The organism is Ectopseudomonas khazarica (assembly GCF_004521985.1).
GTDB lineage: Bacteria > Pseudomonadota > Gammaproteobacteria > Pseudomonadales > Pseudomonadaceae > Aquipseudomonas > Aquipseudomonas khazarica.
The window spans coordinates 1-216 of the sequence record NZ_SBHZ01000066.1; the positions used below are offsets into that span (position 1 = coordinate 1).

Genomic DNA, 216 nt, shown 5'->3' on the forward strand with positions numbered 1-216 from the left:
GTCCGCAACTGCAGACCACCCTGTACGAAGCGATCCGCCATGACGGCACCACCACCACGTTCGACGAAGCACTGAACCTGCTGCTCGGCGACGACGGTGCCAGCCTGGGCCTGACCTACGAAGTGGTACGCACCGATGGCGATGGCGACCAGGTCACCGCCTCGGAAACCCTGGTACTGGCTGACGAACAAGGCTCGATCCTGACCTTCGACGACG

General features: G+C 63.4%; 1 protein-coding gene. It reads left to right on the forward strand.

Features of this window, described 5'->3' with window-relative positions; translation table 11 throughout:
- Window positions 1–216, forward strand: a 216-nt coding sequence (locus EPK82_RS24885) for a hypothetical protein (RefSeq protein WP_167494411.1), incomplete at both ends; no start/stop codon positions are given.